The sequence below is a fragment of the Arthrobacter parietis genome, assembly GCF_039530425.1.
GTDB lineage: Bacteria > Actinomycetota > Actinomycetes > Actinomycetales > Micrococcaceae > Arthrobacter_D > Arthrobacter_D parietis.
The window spans coordinates 1,603,304-1,619,184 of the sequence record NZ_BAAAON010000001.1 but is presented as its reverse complement, the minus strand read 5'-3'; the positions used below and the strand labels follow the sequence as shown (position 1 = coordinate 1,619,184).

Annotated in this window: 23 protein-coding genes; 20 read left to right on the top strand and 3 right to left on the bottom strand. The window is 61.6% G+C overall.

Annotation, left to right across the window (positions count from 1 at the left end; all coding sequences use genetic code 11):
• Positions 1 to 25 precede the first annotated feature (25 nt).
• Genes ABFX19_RS07800 through ABFX19_RS07775 form a run of 6 tightly spaced genes read left to right on the top strand, consistent with a single transcriptional unit; the run spans position 26 to position 5,156 of the window.
• Positions 26 to 1,096, top strand: coding sequence for a polyprenyl synthetase family protein (locus ABFX19_RS07800; RefSeq protein WP_277359031.1), 1,071 nt, complete (start codon positions 26 to 28; stop codon positions 1,094 to 1,096).
• Complete coding sequence (locus tag ABFX19_RS07795) at positions 1,093 to 2,007, top strand: phytoene/squalene synthase family protein (protein ID WP_346027967.1); 915 nt, start codon at positions 1,093 to 1,095, stop codon at positions 2,005 to 2,007. The genes ABFX19_RS07800 and ABFX19_RS07795 overlap by 4 nt, the downstream gene beginning before the upstream one ends.
• Positions 2,004 to 3,611 carry a phytoene desaturase family protein gene (gene crtI, locus ABFX19_RS07790; RefSeq protein WP_346027966.1) on the top strand — a complete coding sequence of 536 codons (1,608 nt, stop codon included), beginning with the start codon at positions 2,004 to 2,006 and terminating at the stop codon, positions 3,609 to 3,611. Before ABFX19_RS07795 ends, crtI begins: the two co-directional genes overlap by 4 nt.
• Positions 3,611 to 3,976 (top strand): lycopene cyclase domain-containing protein, encoded by a 366-nt coding sequence (locus tag ABFX19_RS07785; RefSeq protein ID WP_346027965.1) that lies wholly within the window; start codon positions 3,611 to 3,613, stop codon positions 3,974 to 3,976. Before crtI ends, ABFX19_RS07785 begins: the two co-directional genes overlap by 1 nt.
• A complete protein-coding gene (locus ABFX19_RS07780; protein WP_346027964.1) occupies positions 3,973 to 4,296 on the top strand; it encodes a lycopene cyclase domain-containing protein in 324 nt (107 codons plus the stop codon). Before ABFX19_RS07785 ends, ABFX19_RS07780 begins: the two co-directional genes overlap by 4 nt.
• A complete protein-coding gene (locus ABFX19_RS07775; protein WP_277359026.1) occupies positions 4,293 to 5,156 on the top strand; it encodes a prenyltransferase in 864 nt (287 codons plus the stop codon). The genes ABFX19_RS07780 and ABFX19_RS07775 overlap by 4 nt, the downstream gene beginning before the upstream one ends.
• A gap of 123 nt (positions 5,157 to 5,279) precedes the next feature.
• On the opposite strand, the gene ABFX19_RS07770 is transcribed toward ABFX19_RS07775, so the two are convergent.
• Positions 5,280 to 5,858 carry a recombinase family protein gene (locus ABFX19_RS07770; RefSeq protein ID WP_346027963.1) on the bottom strand — a complete coding sequence of 193 codons (579 nt, stop codon included), beginning with the start codon at positions 5,856 to 5,858 and terminating at the stop codon, positions 5,280 to 5,282.
• Between the two features lie 158 nt (positions 5,859 to 6,016).
• On the opposite strand from ABFX19_RS07770, the gene ABFX19_RS07765 reads away from it, so the two are divergent.
• Both ABFX19_RS07765 and ABFX19_RS16085 read left to right on the top strand, forming a co-directional pair.
• Positions 6,017 to 6,688: a Type 1 glutamine amidotransferase-like domain-containing protein gene (locus ABFX19_RS07765; RefSeq protein WP_346027962.1), complete on the top strand. Its 672-nt coding sequence runs from the start codon at positions 6,017 to 6,019 to the stop codon at positions 6,686 to 6,688.
• A gap of 236 nt (positions 6,689 to 6,924) precedes the next feature.
• On the top strand, positions 6,925 to 7,404 hold the full coding sequence (locus tag ABFX19_RS16085; protein ID WP_404800735.1) for a GIY-YIG nuclease family protein: 480 nt from the start codon (positions 6,925 to 6,927) through the stop codon (positions 7,402 to 7,404).
• A gap of 42 nt (positions 7,405 to 7,446) precedes the next feature.
• On the opposite strand, the gene ABFX19_RS07760 is transcribed toward ABFX19_RS16085, so the two are convergent.
• Positions 7,447 to 7,926: a hypothetical protein gene (locus ABFX19_RS07760; RefSeq protein WP_277359023.1), complete on the bottom strand. Its 480-nt coding sequence runs from the start codon at positions 7,924 to 7,926 to the stop codon at positions 7,447 to 7,449.
• Positions 7,927 to 8,257: 331 nt separating this feature from the next.
• Between ABFX19_RS07760 and ABFX19_RS07755 the strand changes: the two genes are divergently transcribed.
• The 4 genes from ABFX19_RS07755 (at position 8,258) to ABFX19_RS07740 (ending at position 9,823) form a co-directional block, all read left to right on the top strand.
• Positions 8,258 to 8,506, top strand: a complete 249-nt coding sequence (locus ABFX19_RS07755; protein ID WP_277359022.1) for a hypothetical protein — start codon at positions 8,258 to 8,260, stop codon at positions 8,504 to 8,506.
• A gap of 251 nt (positions 8,507 to 8,757) precedes the next feature.
• Positions 8,758 to 9,093, top strand: coding sequence for a hypothetical protein (locus tag ABFX19_RS07750; protein WP_277359021.1), 336 nt, complete (start codon positions 8,758 to 8,760; stop codon positions 9,091 to 9,093).
• 31 nt (positions 9,094 to 9,124) lie between these two features.
• Positions 9,125 to 9,403, top strand: coding sequence for a hypothetical protein (locus ABFX19_RS07745; RefSeq protein ID WP_277359020.1), 279 nt, complete (start codon positions 9,125 to 9,127; stop codon positions 9,401 to 9,403).
• 141 nt (positions 9,404 to 9,544) lie between these two features.
• Positions 9,545 to 9,823, top strand: a complete 279-nt coding sequence (locus ABFX19_RS07740; RefSeq protein WP_277359019.1) for a PLDc N-terminal domain-containing protein — start codon at positions 9,545 to 9,547, stop codon at positions 9,821 to 9,823.
• Positions 9,824 to 10,130: 307 nt separating this feature from the next.
• On the opposite strand, the gene ABFX19_RS07735 is transcribed toward ABFX19_RS07740, so the two are convergent.
• Positions 10,131 to 10,883: an ASCH domain-containing protein gene (locus ABFX19_RS07735; protein ID WP_277359018.1), complete on the bottom strand. Its 753-nt coding sequence runs from the start codon at positions 10,881 to 10,883 to the stop codon at positions 10,131 to 10,133.
• 97 nt (positions 10,884 to 10,980) lie between these two features.
• Between ABFX19_RS07735 and ABFX19_RS07730 the strand changes: the two genes are divergently transcribed.
• From ABFX19_RS07730 to ABFX19_RS07695, 8 genes are all read left to right on the top strand, one after another.
• Entirely contained in the window at positions 10,981 to 11,130 is a 150-nt protein-coding gene (locus tag ABFX19_RS07730) for a hypothetical protein (RefSeq protein WP_277359017.1), read from the top strand.
• 8 nt (positions 11,131 to 11,138) lie between these two features.
• Positions 11,139 to 11,456, top strand: a complete 318-nt coding sequence (locus ABFX19_RS07725; protein ID WP_200954736.1) for a helix-turn-helix domain-containing protein — start codon at positions 11,139 to 11,141, stop codon at positions 11,454 to 11,456.
• Between the two features lie 457 nt (positions 11,457 to 11,913).
• A complete protein-coding gene (locus ABFX19_RS07720) occupies positions 11,914 to 13,026 on the top strand; it encodes a hypothetical protein (protein ID WP_056544881.1) in 1,113 nt (370 codons plus the stop codon).
• Positions 13,027 to 13,069: 43 nt separating this feature from the next.
• Positions 13,070 to 13,417, top strand: a complete 348-nt coding sequence (locus ABFX19_RS07715) for an ArsR/SmtB family transcription factor (RefSeq protein ID WP_056544884.1) — start codon at positions 13,070 to 13,072, stop codon at positions 13,415 to 13,417.
• Entirely contained in the window at positions 13,414 to 14,064 is a 651-nt protein-coding gene (locus ABFX19_RS07710; RefSeq protein WP_056544887.1) for a cation diffusion facilitator family transporter, read from the top strand. Before ABFX19_RS07715 ends, ABFX19_RS07710 begins: the two co-directional genes overlap by 4 nt.
• A gap of 91 nt (positions 14,065 to 14,155) precedes the next feature.
• Positions 14,156 to 14,824 carry a DsbA family protein gene (locus ABFX19_RS07705; protein ID WP_056544890.1) on the top strand — a complete coding sequence of 223 codons (669 nt, stop codon included), beginning with the start codon at positions 14,156 to 14,158 and terminating at the stop codon, positions 14,822 to 14,824.
• 165 nt (positions 14,825 to 14,989) lie between these two features.
• Positions 14,990 to 15,394 (top strand): SHOCT domain-containing protein, encoded by a 405-nt coding sequence (locus tag ABFX19_RS07700; protein WP_277359016.1) that lies wholly within the window; start codon positions 14,990 to 14,992, stop codon positions 15,392 to 15,394.
• 130 nt (positions 15,395 to 15,524) lie between these two features.
• Positions 15,525 to 15,677, top strand: coding sequence for a hypothetical protein (locus ABFX19_RS07695; RefSeq protein ID WP_277359015.1), 153 nt, complete (start codon positions 15,525 to 15,527; stop codon positions 15,675 to 15,677).
• Positions 15,678 to 15,881 lie beyond the last annotated feature (204 nt).

Below are 15,881 nucleotides of genomic sequence, written 5' to 3'. Positions count from 1 at the left end.
TGGGTGACGCGTGTTTACTTTACCTATGGACAAGGAGATCACACTGGCTGGATCCACCGACAGCCAGCTGGTAGATGACGTCCTGACGTCCTTCTTCGCCCGGTCCAAATCACGCGCCGAAGCGATGCATCCCGATTACCGCACCATGTGGGAGCACCTCGAAACGTGCACCGTGGGAGGCAAGCGGTTCCGCCCCCGCCTCGTGATGACTGTCTACAGCCTGCTGGGCGGCACTGAAAGGGTCACGGCGGCCACCGTCGCTGCATCCTTCGAACTCCTCCACACCTCGCTGATTGTGCATGACGACGTCGTGGACCGGGACTTTACCCGCCGTGGAATCCCCAACGTGTCAGGGACGTACCGCAACCTCGCCGCCGCGCAGGGAAGCAGTCCCTCGCGTGCCGAGCATGCCGGGCTGTCCGTGGGAGTGATTGCCGGTGATTTGGCGCTGTCCAACGCCTACCGGCTGCTCGGCGAGGTGGACACAGACCTCGCTACCCGGCAGCGGCTGGGAGATCTTCTCGATGAAGCCATCTTTGCGTCCGCGGCCGGCGAACTACTTGATGTGTTAGCTCCTTTTGATCCAACTCCGCAGCCTGTTGAGGAAGTGCTCGACATGGCGCGGCTGAAAACTGCTGTGTACTCCTTCGAAGCGCCGCTGCAGGCCGGTGCGGTGCTTGCCGGCGGCGATGACCTGCTGGTGAACGCGCTGGGAGAGTTTGGCCGCTGCATCGGGATTGCGTACCAGGTGGCTGATGACCTGATCGGCGTCTTCGGCGACGAGAGCCGCACGGGCAAAGTCGGCTGGAGTGACCTGCGCGAGGGTAAACGTACTGCGCTGATCTCCTACGCAGCGGACCAGCCGCAGTGGCCGCGGATCGCGGCGCTGCTGGCGGACCCGGACCTGACCGCAACCGGTGCGGCGGAGGTCCGAGAGCTGCTGATTGAATCGGGTGCGCGCGACCAGGCCACCCGTCTCGCCGCCGACCTGACCGAGCGCGCGCTGCAGGCCCTCGTGGAACCGTATGTGCCGCAGGCCCTGCGTGACGGTCTGGCGCCCATCTCCGACGTCGTCAGCGAAAGGGTTCGGGCGTGAGCCGGGACCGCGATGCGCTCGCTGACTACACGGCTGCTGCACTGAAGTCTTCCGCCGTAGTGCTGCGCTCCTACTCGACCTCCTTCGGGTTGGCTTCGCGGCTGTTCGAGGGCAGCGTGCGCCGGCAGGTGGAGTCCGTGTACGCGCTGGTGCGGGTTGCTGATGAAATTGTCGACGGCGTCACCTCCGCCGCGGGATTGACTCCTGAGGACACCCGGCGCCAGCTTGACGACTTCGAACGCGAAACGGAACGCGCGCTGGATACCGGGTACAGCACCAACCTGGTGGTCCACGCTTTTGCCCATACCGCCCGCCGCACCGGGATCGGCACTGACCTTACCCGCCCATTCTTTGCCTCCATGCGCGCGGACCTGGAGCAGGCGGAACACACCCCTGAGTCCTTCGCCGTGTACGTCTACGGATCCGCGGAAGTAGTCGGGCTGATGTGCCTGAAGTGCTTCCTCGACGGGCACGCGGTGAGCGCCACGGAAACGAAGAAGCTCGAGCGCGGCGCCCGGCACCTCGGCGCAGCCTTCCAGAAGGTCAACTTCCTCCGGGACCTCGCCGAGGATTTCGAGGCGCTTGGCCGCAGCTACTTCCCGGACGTCTCCCCGGACAACTTCGATGAGGCGCACAAGGAACGGTTGCTTGCGGACATCGAACACGATCTGAGCGAATCCCGTGCCGTGCTCCGCGGGCTGCCGCCATCCAGCCGCAGGGCCGTGGCCCTGGCACAGGAACTGTTCGCCGAACTGGCCGCGCGCATCCGCGCGACTCCTGCCTCAGAACTGATGCGCACGCGAATCAGCGTGCCCAACACGGTGAAGCTGCGCATCGCGGCCGCTGTCCTCACCGGCAAGCGCGGGCTGGAATCCTCCAGCCCGCATCCATCCCGCGTGGAGGCACAGTGAAGGCACGCACACCGTCCGGACGCGCCGTCGTCGTCATCGGTGGCGGTATCAGCGGACTGGCAACCGCAGCGCTGCTGGCCACCGAAGGCCATTCCGTCACGGTGCTGGAAAAGCAGGACACCGTGGGCGGCAGGGCCGGCTCCTGGAGCGAGGACGGCTTCCGGTTTGACGCCGGGCCCTCCTGGTACCTCATGCCCGAGGTGATCGACCACTACTTCCGGCTGCTGGGCACCTCGGCCGATGAGCAGCTGGACCTCGTGAAACTCGATCCGGGCTACCGGCTCCTGTCCGAGGGCTACCCCGAACCCGTTGATGTTCCCGCCGAGAGGCACCGGGTGGTGGAACTCTTCGAGCGGCTGGAACCGGGTGCCGGCGCAAAGCTGGAGCAGTACCTCGATTCCGCTGCGGACACATACACCATGGCCACGCGCCGGTTCCTCTACTCCACCTTCGAATCGTTCACTTCGCTGTTGACACCGGATGTGCTCGGGCGCCTGCCGCGGCTCGGTCGGCTGCTGCTGGAACCGCTCCACAACTACGCCCGCCGCTATGTGAGCGACCCGCGGCTGCAGCAGATCCTCGAATACCCTGCGGTGTTCCTCGGGACCTCCCCGTTCACCGCGCCCAGCATGTACCACCTGATGAGCCATCTGGACCTCGACGACGGCGTGCTCTATCCCATGGGCGGCTTCACCCGGCTGGTGGACGCGCTGGAGGGCCTGGCCCGGAATGCCGGCGTCACCATCACCACGGGCGCCGAGGTCACCGGGATCGAGACCACTGCGACGGCCTCCCGCAAGCGACCCGCGGCCGTCCGTGGGGTGAGCTACCGCTCCGCTGACAGGAGGGAGCACACCATCGCGGCCGACGTCGTCGTCTCCGCAGCGGACCTTCACCACACCGAAACCACGCTGCTCCCCCGCGAACTGCAGACCTATCCCCAGCGGTACTGGAACCGCAGCACAGCCGGGCCCAGCGCGCTTCTGCTCTACCTGGGCGTCCGCGGCGAGCTGCCGGAGCTGCAGCACCACACACTGCTGTTCACGGGTGACTGGGAGGAGAACTTCCGTGCGATCTTCGGCCGAACTCCCTTCATTCCCACGCCCGCGTCCATGTATGTGTGCAAGCCCAGCGCCACGGATCCCACCGTGGCTCCGGAGGGACACGAGAACGTCTTTGTCCTGGTCCCGATCCCGGCGGATCCAAGCCTGGGAGGTGCGGGCGGCGAGCGCATCGAGCGCGTCGCTGATGCTGTTATCCAACAGCTGAGCGAGTGGGCCGGCATCCCGGACCTCGCTGAGCGCACTGTGCTCCGGCGCAGCTACGGCCCGGCGGACTTCGAGCGCGACTACCACTCGTGGAAAGGCACCTCGCTGGGCCCGGCCCACACGCTGCAGCAGAGCGCGTTCTTCCGGGCGGGCAACGTCAGCCGCAAGGTCCAGGGCCTGTACTACGCGGGCGGTTCCACCATCCCCGGGATCGGGATCCCGATGTGCCTGATCAGCGCCGAACTGGTGATCAAGCGGCTGCGCCGGGATTTGAGCACCGGTCCGCTTCCTGTGCCGTTGCGGGCCGGCAAGGTCCGCGAAACCACGGTCACCTGATGGGCGCTGCCTACATGCTGTTCCTCCTGATCTCGCTGGGCTGCATGGTGCTTCTCGACCAGCGTCTGCGCCTGTTTTTCTGGCACGACGCCCGCCGGGCCGCCGTCGTTCTGATCACCGGAGTGCTGTTTTTCCTCGTGTGGGACCTCGCCGGGATCGGGTTGGGGATCTTCTACCGGGGTACCGCAGCGATGACGGGAGTGATGCTCGCGCCCGAGTTGCCCCTGGAGGAACCGATCTTCCTCGCCTTCCTGTGCTATCTGGTGATGAACCTGTTCCTGTGGTTCCGGCGCATCTTCACCGAGCGCAGCAGCAGTCCCCGGGATGCACGGCAACTGTCGGACGAGCCGGGAGGGCAATCGTGACCTACTGGGCGCTCAATGCGGTGTTCCTCCTTCCGGCGCTTCTTGTCGGCGGCCTAACAGCGGCGGCATTGAAAGACGGCAGGCGCAGGACTGCGCTCGCTGCGGCAGGTGCCGCCGCCGTCGTCGTGCTGGTTCTGACCGCCGTGTTCGACAGCATGATGATCGCGTTCGGGCTCTTCAGTTACTCCGAGGAGCTGATCTCCGGCGTCTACATCGGGTTCGCTCCGATTGAAGACTTCGCCTATCCCGTGGCGGCTGTGCTCCTGCTACCCGCGCTGTGGATCCTGCTGGGCAAACGGGCGGGGAAGCCGCAGCCATGAAGACCCTCCGCACCTTGCTGGTGTCCTCGCGCCCGCTGTCCTGGGTGAACACGGCGTTCCCGTTTGCGGCCGCCTACCTGCTGACCGCCGGGCGGATCGACCTCGCCTGGATTATTGGAACCCTCTACTTCCTGATCCCCTACAACCTGGCGATGTACGGGATCAATGACGTGTTCGACTACGAGTCTGACCTCCGCAATCCCCGCAAGGGCGGCGTGGAAGGTGCCGTGCTTGACCGGACCATGCACGCGACCACTCTCCGCGCGGCGATTGCCACCAATGTGCCGTTCCTCGCGGCGCTGGTTTTGCTGGGCGGGCCGTTGTCCTGGCTGGTGCTGGCCGTCAGCGTCTTCGCGGTCATCGCGTACAGCGCTCCGAAACTCCGCTTCAAGGAACGCCCCTTCCTGGACTCAATCACCTCGAGCACGCACTTTGTCAGCCCGGCGGTCTATGGGCTGGTGCTGGCGCAGGCCGAGTTCACGCCGGCGCTGTGGGCACTGCTGGCCTCGTTTTTCCTGTGGGGCGTGGCGAGCCAGGCGTTCGGCGCGGTGCAGGACGTCGTGGCAGACCGGGCCGGCGGTATCGCCTCCATTGCGACGGTGACCGGTGGCCGGGCGACCGTGAGGTTTGCTATCGCCTCCTATCTGGTCAGCGGTGCTCTCCTGCTCTTCACCCCGTGGCCTGGACCGCTGGCCTCCTTCCTGGTTCTGCTGTATGTGGTCAATATCGTCCCCTTTGCTTCCCTGGAGGACGACGACGCCGAGCTCGCCCACCGCGGTTGGGAACGGTTCCTGTGGCTGAACTATGTCACCGGGTTCTTTGTAACGATGCTGCTCATCTGGTACGCGGTAATCCGCTGATTCGGCAATTACGCAACGCTTTTGTTGCTCCGGCGCAGCTGGCGGCTGGTCTGCTGACCGCACTGCTCGGTGCGCCGTACTTCGTATACCTGCTGTTCCGTAGCCGGCTTACGCGGTGAGGGTTCAGGATTTCGACGCCGCAGCGCGTCTCTTGATCTCGCGATAGATAGTTGTCCGGGAGACTGAGAATATCTCCGCCAGTTCCATCTGTGTGTACTTGTCTTCGTCGACCAGCTCGTATAGGTGACGGCGGCGAGTGAGAGACAGTTTGGGCGGCTTGCCCCGCAGCCGGCCTTTGGCTTTCGCCACGGCCATGCCTTCGCGCGTGCGGGCTCGAATCAGGTCTGACTCGAACTCGGCGACCATGCCGAGCACGTTGAACATGAGGCGGCCCACCGGGTCAGTCGGATCGTAGACACTGTTACCGAGACTTAGCGACACACCTTTTCGGGTAAGTTCATCGGCGATATCCCGGGCGTCGGGTAACGACCGCGCAAGCCGGTCAAGTTTGGTGACGACAAGCGTGTCACCGGCCCGGACTGCAGCCAATGCCTGGAGAAGTCCGGGGCGGGCTCGGTTGGTGCCGGTCAGCCCGTGGTCGACGTAAGTGTTGTCCGCTTCTACTCCGAGAGCGGCCAGGCCTTCCCTTTGAATGGTGAGGTCTTGCTGATGTGTAGAGACTCGCGCGTAGCCGATCTTCACCATTTCAGTGTTGCACTTATCGTTCCTTCACGGGGCTTTTCATCGTGCGGGTTTTACGCGCATTTGATGGTCGGTCGAGCACTCGATGGCATTTGGGCGCCGTGAACGCCGACCGATCGAGTCGCGGTGCTACGAGCCGCAGCCGCTAGGATGGCGCCGTGAAGCTTCTCCTTACGTCGGCTGGCGTCACCAATCCAACGATCTTCGCAGCACTCGAAGAACTGATCGGCGAGCCGATCAGCGAGTCCGACGCACTGTGCATTCCCACCGCCCAATATGGTCACCCATGGGTCAGCCCCGGCATCAAGGCATGGGAATTTATCAGTGGAAGATCCGAGAATCCCATGGTTGACCTGGGATGGGAATCGGTCGGCGTGCTGGAATTGACCGCGCTGCCGAGCATCGATGAAGAGCGGTGGAAGCCACTCGTTCTCGAAACCGACGTGTTACTGGCGGCTGGCGGTGACGCTCTATACCTCAACCACTGGGTGCAGCAGTCCGGACTGGCCGATATGTTCCCGTCGCTGACGAAAACTGTGTGGGTTGGGATGAGCGCTGGCAGCATGGTGATGACCCCGCAGATCGGTCGTGAGTTCGTCGGCTGGAAGTCGATGACCGGTGACGACAGCACACTGGGAGTAGTTCCCTTTTCGATTTGCCCGCACCTCGCGCCCGACGGTGCACCCGGTAACTCTTTAGCGGCAGCAGAGAAATGGGCTGGCGGTATACAGCAACCGTCCTACGCCATCGATGACCAAACGGCCATCAGCGTGACTGATGATGCGGTAGACGTCCTCACAGAGGGCATCTGGCGGTACTTCCCAAAGTAGACGACGGCCAACCTCACCGCCAGAAGGACCGGCTTGCGGGCAGTGGGGCAGTCGTCAGATGCCTATCGGAACGCTGAGGGTTCGGCTTACGACCACCTTTCAGACCCGCTGCGCAGGAAGGGTCAGCCTGGCCCTCCTACTCTTGTCTGCAATTCTGAGGGCGATACTGTTGCATCGTGACGAACTCCTACGACCAAAGCGATCTGAACATTTACGGTGCCGAAGATGACTTCGAGATGGACGCCATCCTCGATGCGATTGACAAGGCGACTTCGTCGACAACGTCCGACTCCGCTGAGCCTGCGGGCAAGGATTGGAGTCGACTCCTTGCGGTGCCGAGACGTGCTGCAAGTGGTTTGACCCGCGCGGATGTGCCGAATGAGCCGGGGGTTTACCTGTGGTCGCGTGGTGGGGCACCGCAGTATGTCGGTACGGCGACGAGTCTGCAGAAGCGGCTCTCGACGCACCTTGGCGGAGGTGTGAGCCTCGCGGGATCTTCGTTGCGTCGGAACGTATGTGAACTGCTATTTCAGATCCCGCCCAATGTCACGGGCAATCCGACCCGACAGAAGGTAACGACTGGTCAGGCGACAGCGATTCGGAGTTGGCTGCTGGGCTGTGACGTCTCTTGGCTCCGAGCGCGTAATGAGCGTGACGCTGCCGCGTTGGAGGCTCGGCTTCGGCACGTATTTCGGCCGCCGTTCAACCGGGTGTAGCCCTCAAGCTACGGACAGCGAGGCCACCACGGCCATGCGCGCCTATCGACTCCTTCCATGGGCGCGAGCGACCAGTATCTGGCAGTCGAAGAGCTGCCAGGCAAATTCATTGAGTCGCCCTGCAAGCTGTGCCAGGTCATCGACGGTGAGCGTTCGGTCTGGGTTACCCCGCGGGCTACGAAAGGTTGCGACTCCTGCACGCGCTGACGTACCTACCATGGCGTGAATCACCGCGTTACGTTCTTGAAGTAGTTTTCGGACCTCATCCAGGACCCGATACACCTCGTTCCGCTCGTCGGGCAGTAGAACAGCGCTGTCGCGCACTAGCTTCCGATTCTTCTTCACCGCTTCAGAGCCGGAGAGAGTGGCGTTCTTCTTGTTCGCGGCAGAATCGGCGCCTTCGAGAAAGCGGATGAGGTCCACAAGATTCCGCTCCGCCATTGCTGCCCAGATTGCGATACGACCTACAGCTGCCTCCCCTTCAGGGGTTAGCTGTGTGGTCTTTACCATGCTCTCAGCCATGATTTGATCCTAAAGCCATCGGCGTACGCCCTCCGCTTAGGATGCAGTGATGAGCTCCTTGAACGTCCTGACGTTCCGTCCGCAGGATCCTGTCTTTGTCGCTTCGGAGTTCAGCCACAGATCCCGCCGCTCAAGACGTCGAGAGAGCAAGCGGTTAGACATCCTCATTGATGGCCGGCCTTTGCGATTGTGGTGGCGGGACTGGGAACAACCGGAGTACGACTTCGACGTACCCGTACCGCCCCTAGTCACTCGCCTTTCTCGATCATCGATGCGGGAAGCTCTGATACAGCTAGGGCAGCTCCGTGGGTCAAGTCCCGGAGGTAGACCGATGACCGCTGAGCTGTTCTATTGCGGGGAATGTTTCGACGTATCGGACGGAATCCTCGGCGTACAGGTCAGTCGGGGCCAGAGCACAGTGACGTGGCAGAGGTTTGGTTGGATTGATGAGTCCGACGGCATCACCGAAGATGCTCTGATCACCAACGCACCACCCATCACCTTCGATGCTGCCGCGTACGACCGCGCCCTCGATGCTGCTCAAGCCGCCCTCGCCAGCTTTTTCCGCCGCAGTCGGTAAAGACAAACAGCTCCGGCATGAACTGTCCGGTCAGGGATCGGCGATTGGGTGTAGTTCCGCGATTGATCACTCTGTTGGCTTCACCCTTCGGCTTATTTGTGGAAGAGTGCCTTGAAAGTCCATGTGGGGGTGGGAAAGTGATGAAATTACGACGTTCGCTGGGTGCAACCGCTGGCGCCCTTCTTTCTCTTGTCTTTCTAGCGGGATGCACCAATCAACCCGAGGACAAGGGCCTGTCTACATTCAGCTCGATGGATCAGGCTTACGCGGCCGTGGATGAGGTATTAAAATGCGAGTCCGATCCGGTCGGTGATCCGATCGTGCCTGTGGGAAATTCCGGGAAACTGACTACTGAGCAGAGGCTGTGCTCCGAGCACGTGCAGGTCGACCTGTATCCGAATGAAGCCGCACTGCAGACAAGCTTCGAAATTTTGGTCAATTCACACCAGGGCGAAGTCCATCTGGTCCGAGGGGCTAATTGGATTGTTGTCGACGTGACCGATGTAGCGACCGGCGAGCCGACGACCTGGGACATCCAACGCCTAGCCGAGGAACTGGACGGCCGGTACACGACTGCTGGCACATAACCGATCCATAGCCGCTGAGGAGCCCATCATCTTGAACAGCATATTGGTCGCCACTTCGCCCGCTTCCCCAACTATCGGAGGAATCGTCGGATTCGCGATACTCCTGATCATCCTCGTGGGCGTCCTCGTTAGGTTGATCATCGTCATGGTGCGCCGTGGAAAAGACGGGGTCAAAAAGGAAGTACTCGGACCGGTCTTCAAGTCCGGTGGCGTTCAATCCGAACTATATGGCTTCAAACCGACCGAAGCCCAAGATCTAAAGCCAGAAGAACACGGCTATGGATCTGACGACTCACGCCGGAAGAGGTAGTCGGCCGCTGCTGTCTGAGGGAGCTTGTCTCAGTCGACCTAGGTCGGAGAGGTGCGGTGAGAGGGATCAGTGATTGCAAGCCTCCGTCTAGAGTTGAGGTAGTTTTCGTACAGGACGGACGGAAGTATTAGGGGAACTGTAATGCTTGCATGGACAACTCAAAGCTCCTCTAACCCGCTCATCCCAAATCAGTGGGAGTTCACTGTCCTAGGGATCGGAATGCTCGCGCTGTTCCTCTTCGTCGTAGCTCTCATCGACATTGCGCGCTCCCGCCATCTCACCGGACTTGCACGGGCCGTGTGGGTGCTTGTCGTGCTTGCCTTGCCTCTAGTGGGTCCGCTGCTGTGGCTCGTCATCGGTCGTCTTGGCAACGCCACGACCCGCGTTGCCAAGAAGAGCCCCGCTAGCAGCGCCAGATAAAGACCCGCTTCTTGCTGGCACGGTGAGGGATCCGTAGGGAGTCTGCCTCCTGCCCACCCGTGCACGACACAAGCCCCCTCCGCTTCGCTGCTTGTCCCGCACACACGACGCTCCTATAGCTGTCAATTGCCGTGAAAGTGTGCGCTCTTCGTACCGCTGTCCACCACCGGGGACAGTTCCTACGGGTTATCCACCGCTACTACTGCCAGGGAGCTACTGATTGGCTCCCAATTCCAAGCCGTGGATAACCCGACTGCCCCCAGTCATGGACAGCTCAGCCAAGGAGTTGCGAGTGCCAAAACGCTTTCTACGCGGTGGCCATCTGTCCCTCATGGACGGGACCAGAATCCGAAGGAACTACACGGAAGTCCACGACGTCGACGAACGCATCAACGGGCATCAGCGGGTAGTGCTGCCGGAGGCCCTCGATGTATCCCTCTACTGATCCGCCCTCCGGAAGCCGCAGACGTTCAGGAGTTAGGTCATCGATCTGATACCGCTTTGCTTCAAGAATCTCACCCCGCAGCGGCGCGCACTCTGCATCATCTTCGAAGTAGAAAATTGCAGGACCAACGGCAATTTGCTCGTCCCATCGGACTGAGGAGGTTTTCCGTCCGCTCACCACGGCGTCGTAATAACGCCGGTTGAAGCGGAATACTCGCTCAGCCTGGGCATCCGGAAAGAAGTACGTGTCCGATAGGAGCTTCGCGATCGGTCGCATCTGGGGTCCAGTCTCTGTTTGGACAGCGACAAGGAGATCGGGATGTAAATCCAGCATCACCTGCCGACAGCGGCCACACGGTGGGATGAGGCCTCGCCCCCCGTCTCCAGCTGCCGCCATCGCGACCAAGGGCCCAGCTTCAGCAGTTGCAGCAACTCCCAGCGTGACCAGCTCCGCGCAAGGTCCGCCGGTGAAGTGATAAACATTCACAGCGGTGTGGATGCGTCCATTCGTGTCCATAGCGGCGGCCGCCACGGTGTGGTTCGGGTTGTTGCCGAGGGAGAGGGCAAGCGTCTCTGCCGCCTCGATCACGCGGCGTTCCGTGTTCAGGGGTTCCATAGGAACCAGCATTCCATGCACTCTGCGCGCCGTCGTCCTTCGGCAGCCGGGTAATGAAACGCCCTTGGAACGCTCAGTTCAGAGGCCTCGGAGCTTCGTGCAGGAGCAGGTCGGTCATGCTTATGCCGCCACCACCGCTATCTACACCGGAGTCTCTGATGCCTACCGCAACACCTTGCTTCGCCGCGCCATCTCGGCGCACCAACCTGACCTTTGGCGGACCGAAAAAGGGGATGAGTCGCCGTGAATAGAAAGATGGGCGTTGAATGGAACCTTCGCTTGCGCATGGCCGAACGCGGATTGTTCGCCACCACCGATCTGGTGCCCCTTCTGGCAGAACGCGGCATTCACCTTTCGCGAGAACAGGTCTACCGACTTGTCACCTCAGCGCCACAACGCTTGAGCACCGACATCTTGGCAGCCTTATGCGACATTCTGAGTTGCACCCCGAATGATCTCATCACCGTTGTGAAGGTCGATGCCCAGGTAGCGAAGCGGTCGGCAGCAGGTGGCGGATCGGCAAGCAGCCCGCCGGTTCGGCGTACGACCATTCGACGCCCGAACTTGGAATGATCTCGTATAGGAGCCAGCCGTGATTGCCCTATGCGTAACGTGCGGGCAGACCGCTCGGCGGGCCGCCGAGTGGCCGATCGGCGCGATCTGCTTCTCCTGCTACCAGAAGGCCCGCTCGCGGCCGGGTCAGTGCTCGAGCTGCTCTGAATTACGCGTCCTCGTGGCTGGTGCGCATCTGGATCCGATTACCGGTCTGATTACGCCGACCGTTTGTGGTGGCTGCGTGGGCAGCAAGTTCGTCTACTTGTGTCAGCGATGCGGCGGAAGTGAAGAACCTTACAAGGGCGGTCTATGCGTGCGTTGCGCCGCCCGAGAGCAACTGCAGGCAGCGTTCGCGTCCGCGAGCAACACAAGTCCCGCAGATCCGGCAGCGATTCTCATAGAAGCGCTCAGCACTAGTCGGCGACCCCGGTCGGTGATCAAATGGCTTTCCAATCCTCGAGGAGGCGCGCGGGTTGTGAAGGAGCTGCTCGGCCAGAACATCGCCGTTGATCATGCAGCCCTCGACACTTTCGATGAGAGGGAGGTCTGGTCTTTGCGGCGAAGCCTCGTCGACTTGGGCGCCCTACCGGAACGACATGAACCCATCGCACGCCTGGATGCCTTACTGGCGAAAAAGGTTGCTCCCCTTCCAACCGAGATGCACCAACTCGTTCACACCTACGGCTCCTGGTGGCTACTGCGGCGATCACGGCAACGATTCGAACGGACAGGCAAATTCACCTACAACTCCTTCCGCGCTATCTGGAATCGCTTGGATCAGGTCATTGGCTTCCTGTCCTGGCTGGCAGACAACGGCATTCCCCTTGACGCATTAGACCAGCGAACCGTTGACACTTGGCTCGCTGACCCAAAGAAGGACGCCCGAGCGGTTTCCGATTTCCTGCGCTGGGCCTCACGCCACCATCTGGCACCGCGGCTGACAACGACCGGATCACCCGACCGTGAACCCGCTGCAGGGATGACCGAGCAGCAGCGCTGGGCTGAGTTATCACGCTGCCTCACCGACGACTCGATCCCCGATGATGTGCGCGCAGCTGGTGCGCTCGTGCTGCTTTATGGTCTGCAATTGGCGCAAGTCATGCGGCTCACCACCGACCACCTCCACGGGGACAAAACCAGGCCAGGAAAAACCATAGAGGGCTTTTCGGTTCACGTCGGCGGTCCGTTCATCCTCGTACCTCCGGCGCTCGGGCTCATTCTTGACCGGCTACCGGCCACCCCCGCCACGCGAGGCAGATCGCTTATCACCGCAAACCCCGAAGGACCATCGTGGCTTTTCCCAGGAAGGGGCTCCTCCGGCCACATCACGTACACGGGTCTGGCCACCAGAATGAGAAAACACCAACTGCGGGTGCGTCCTGCCCGCAATACAGCCCTAATCTCCCTGGCTGCTGACCTTCCCGCACCGGTCATCAGCGACCTGTTCGGAATCAGTATCGCTGCCTCCGTGAAATGGACCAGGCGCGCCGGCCGAGACTGGCAGGGCTACATCTCAGCGCTACGACAGCGCGAACGCCGAACTCACGACCAGAGGATCCGCAATCCATACGCGGGCGAGCTTGGATGAAACACGAATCCAAATAATCGGTCAACAGCGATATGATCGCCTAGTGACGATCATAGAGACCGGCGAGGACGTTCGTCCTGCCGTAGCCCTGTTCCATTCCTTGGCGGACCAAACGCGGCTGGCGATTATCCGGCGGCTCATGCTGGGCGAGCAACGGGTACGGGACCTCGTCGGGGATCTGGGTCTCGCCCAATCGACTGTGTCAGCGCACATGGCTTGCCTACGTGACTGCGGCCTGGTCGAGGGACGCAACGAGGGACGGCAGACGTATTACTCGCTGAGTCGGCCCGAACTGATGGACACGTTGGTCGCGGCCGAGGCGCTGCTAACGGCCACTGGCAACAAGGTGGCGCTTTGCCCGAACTACGGAAACCCCGAGGAGGCCCGATGAGCACCGAAACACTCTCGGAGCAGAAGATCGAACAGCTGACCCGCAAAGGCCTGCGCCTGGCTCAGTTCACCGTGGCCTATAACGTCTTGGAAGGCGCGGCCGCGATCACCGTAGGGTTGATGGCCGGGCTGGTGTCCGTCGTCGGTTTCGGCATCGATTCAGGCATCGAATCCATCGCCGCCATTCTCGTCGGAATCCGCTTAGCGGCACGCCTTCGCCACGGCCACGCGGATGAACGCAAGGAACGGATCGCCCTCAAACTCGTCGCGGTGACATTCTTCATCCTCGCCGCCTACGTGACGTTCGAGGGCATCCGCAGCCTCATCGAAGCCGAAACACCGGAGAACTCCCCGATCAGCATCGTCATCCTGGTGCTGTCCCTGTTGATCATGCCTGTCCTGGCAGTCATGAAAAAGCGAGTCGGCACTGCACTCGGGGACAACCTAATCCTCGCGGACGCCGCAGAAACGAAGATCTGCGTCCTGCTGAGCATCTCCACTCTGCTCGGCGTGGGCCTCTACATGCTCACCGGCGCCACCTGGCTTGACCCAGTGGCCGGCTTCATCATCGCCGCCTTCGCTATCTGGGAGGGCAAGGAAGCGTGGGAAGGCGAACTCGTCGAAGACGACGATGACGATGACGACTGACCTCCTTCTGGATCCTGGGGCTCCGTCCATGTCCTATCCAGATTGATCACCCCTGCACGACGTGTACCGCCAAAAAAGGAACATCCATCCCATGGCATCCCGCCCCGCGCTGAGCACACCCAACAAGATCGCGATCGGACTGCTACTGGCCGCAGTACTGGCCGTCATCGCCATCGTGGTGACAGCGAACATCAGAAGCACCGCGAACCAGACTGCACTGGCAGGCACGGCGCAGATAGTACGCCCGGACAGCCACCGTCTGTCCACCGCAACCAATGAGAAGGCCGTCCTAGTCGAATTCCTCGATTTCGAATGCGAATCATGCCTGGCCGCCAAGCCTTTCATCGAGGACCTGAGCGTGAAATACGGGAACGAACTGACCATCGTGACCCGTTACTTCCCCCTCCCGGGACATCCGAACTCCGTGACGGCCGCCCTCGCGGTGGAAGCCGCAGCACAGCAGGGCGAATTCGAGAGCATGTACCACCGGATGTTTGACACCCAGACCGACTGGTCACACAACGAGGAATCCCAAGCCGACACCTTCCGCGGCTATGCAGAAGAGTTGGGGCTAGACATGGTGGCCTATGACGCGGCCATCGCAGATCCAGCCACAGCCGATCGCATCGAAAAAGACAAAAACGACGGCATCGGTCTCGGTGTCAGTGGCACCCCAACCTTCTTCCTCGACGGGGAACTAATCGAACCGGCCACCCTCGAAGAGTTCGAACAACTCGTCGCCGACGCGGTCTCCAAATAGCAGGACGGCGAGAGAATACCTACGGCTTCGAATACCGGATCCCGCCAGGTGTCCGTCCGGAGCTCGACCCTACCGACGTCGAACTCCCACCGAACCTCCAACCCCGCTAACATCCTCCCGTTCCACAGGATGTTCAAGCAGCCTACGCGGGGTTATTCTCGGGAGATGAACGACAACTTGGTTCCGGCCGAGGCCGAGGGATACACATTTCAGTTCGGCATCAGCCGAACTACGCTGCGGATAGTTGGGTTATGCGCAGTCGTTGCGGTGACAGTCCTTACTGTTTTGATAAACGCCACTGAGCCGTTCCGCATCCCATTGGGCATTACTCTCGGAGCCCTCGCGATCACCTTGCTAGTCGCCTACGCCGTCAGCTCCTCCGCCCGCGCTCGTAAGCTGAAACCGGCGAGGAATGAAAACACCAGGGAGCGCCAAGTGGTGTTCGGCAAGATAACGGGCAGGAAGTCCTTAGCAGCGGAACTAGCTCTCCTTTCAGAACTCCATAGGAGTGGTGAGCTTTCGGACGAGGAATTTACCGTCGCCAAACGCCGCACCCTCGACAGCAAGTAGCCCAGGAGCGCGTTTCCGCCTCCGAATAACGGACTCCGCCAGGTGCCCGTCCCGAGTTGGCTCCAAACAATGTCGCGCTCCCCCAGCACCTTGTCCGTGGCCTCTGATACTGGGCGGTACGGTGGCAAGAATGGAACTCACAGGCACGATCCGCGACGCGGAAGCAGCAGAAACCAGCCATCTCACCGCTACTGGCGCAACCTACGACGAAGCCCGGGCGGCCCTGGATGCCCTAATTCCGGACGGTGCCCAACTGATCGCTCTGCGCACCGACCGCACATGACTATCATTCGAACTCGTGTTCTAATTTAAGCCATTCCCTCGAAGGGGTTAAACGACCAGTGCCGGCGCCGTACGAATGGGGGAAACGTACGGAAAACCGGCACCGGGAGGAAAAGTCCTCTATCGCTACCACCAATTGAGGGAATCGGTGTTGCTGTTGTTCAGCCTATCGACCGCACTCGTGAGGTGCTGGGATGTTCGACCT

What these genes read in the sequence shown, in the direction of transcription:
- ABFX19_RS07750 (WP_277359021.1), top strand. Translation starts at nt 8,758, where the DNA reads ATGGATCAGGCTTACGCGGCCGTGGATGAGGTATTAAAATGCGAGTCC.
- ABFX19_RS07755 (WP_277359022.1), top strand. Translation starts at nt 8,258, where the DNA reads ATGACCGCTGAGCTGTTCTATTGCGGGGAATGTTTCGACGTATCGGAC.
- ABFX19_RS07735 (WP_277359018.1), bottom strand. Translation starts at nt 10,883, where the DNA reads ATGGAACCCCTGAACACGGAACGCCGCGTGATCGAGGCGGCAGAGACG.
- ABFX19_RS07700 (WP_277359016.1), top strand. Translation starts at nt 14,990, where the DNA reads ATGAACGACAACTTGGTTCCGGCCGAGGCCGAGGGATACACATTTCAG.
- ABFX19_RS07710 (WP_056544887.1), top strand. Translation starts at nt 13,414, where the DNA reads ATGAGCACCGAAACACTCTCGGAGCAGAAGATCGAACAGCTGACCCGC.
- ABFX19_RS07800 (WP_277359031.1), top strand. Translation starts at nt 26, where the DNA reads ATGGACAAGGAGATCACACTGGCTGGATCCACCGACAGCCAGCTGGTA.
- ABFX19_RS07785 (WP_346027965.1), top strand. Translation starts at nt 3,611, where the DNA reads ATGGGCGCTGCCTACATGCTGTTCCTCCTGATCTCGCTGGGCTGCATG.
- ABFX19_RS07705 (WP_056544890.1), top strand. Translation starts at nt 14,156, where the DNA reads ATGGCATCCCGCCCCGCGCTGAGCACACCCAACAAGATCGCGATCGGA.
- ABFX19_RS07760 (WP_277359023.1), bottom strand. Translation starts at nt 7,926, where the DNA reads ATGGCTGAGAGCATGGTAAAGACCACACAGCTAACCCCTGAAGGGGAG.
- ABFX19_RS07775 (WP_277359026.1), top strand. Translation starts at nt 4,293, where the DNA reads ATGAAGACCCTCCGCACCTTGCTGGTGTCCTCGCGCCCGCTGTCCTGG.
- ABFX19_RS16085 (WP_404800735.1), top strand. Translation starts at nt 6,925, where the DNA reads ATGGACGCCATCCTCGATGCGATTGACAAGGCGACTTCGTCGACAACG.
- ABFX19_RS07740 (WP_277359019.1), top strand. Translation starts at nt 9,545, where the DNA reads ATGCTTGCATGGACAACTCAAAGCTCCTCTAACCCGCTCATCCCAAAT.
- ABFX19_RS07725 (WP_200954736.1), top strand. Translation starts at nt 11,139, where the DNA reads ATGGGCGTTGAATGGAACCTTCGCTTGCGCATGGCCGAACGCGGATTG.
- ABFX19_RS07695 (WP_277359015.1), top strand. Translation starts at nt 15,525, where the DNA reads ATGGAACTCACAGGCACGATCCGCGACGCGGAAGCAGCAGAAACCAGC.